This is a genomic window from Psychrobacter sp. S1-30-MNA-CIBAN-0213, assembly GCF_040309845.1.
In the GTDB taxonomy this organism is placed as follows: domain Bacteria; phylum Pseudomonadota; class Gammaproteobacteria; order Pseudomonadales; family Moraxellaceae; genus Psychrobacter.
The window spans coordinates 1-282 of the sequence record NZ_JBEOPE010000052.1 but is presented as its reverse complement, the minus strand read 5'-3'; the positions used below and the strand labels follow the sequence as shown (position 1 = coordinate 282).

Genomic DNA, 282 nt, shown 5'->3' with positions numbered 1-282 from the left:
GATTATGGGTATTCCAAACGTTGGTAAATCAACGTTGATTAATACCTTAGCTGGACGCGCCGTGGCAAGAACCGGCGACGAGCCAGCGGTCACTAAGTCGCAGCAGCTGATTAAGCTTGACGATGACATCATGCTCTATGATACCCCCGGTATGCTATGGCCAAAGGTCGAAAATGAAAACTCTGGCTATCGCTTGGCGGCGACCGGCGGTATTCGTGATACCGCTTTTGACTTCGCTGATGTGGCCAGTTACACCGCTGAGTACTTGATGCATGCCTATCC

At 51.1% G+C, this 282-nt stretch carries 1 protein-coding gene; it reads left to right on the top strand.

Annotated elements, in window-relative coordinates; all coding sequences use genetic code 11:
• Positions 1-282, top strand: a 282-nt coding sequence (locus AAEY87_RS13915) for a YlqF/YawG family GTPase (RefSeq protein ID WP_350657599.1), incomplete at both ends; no start/stop codon positions are given.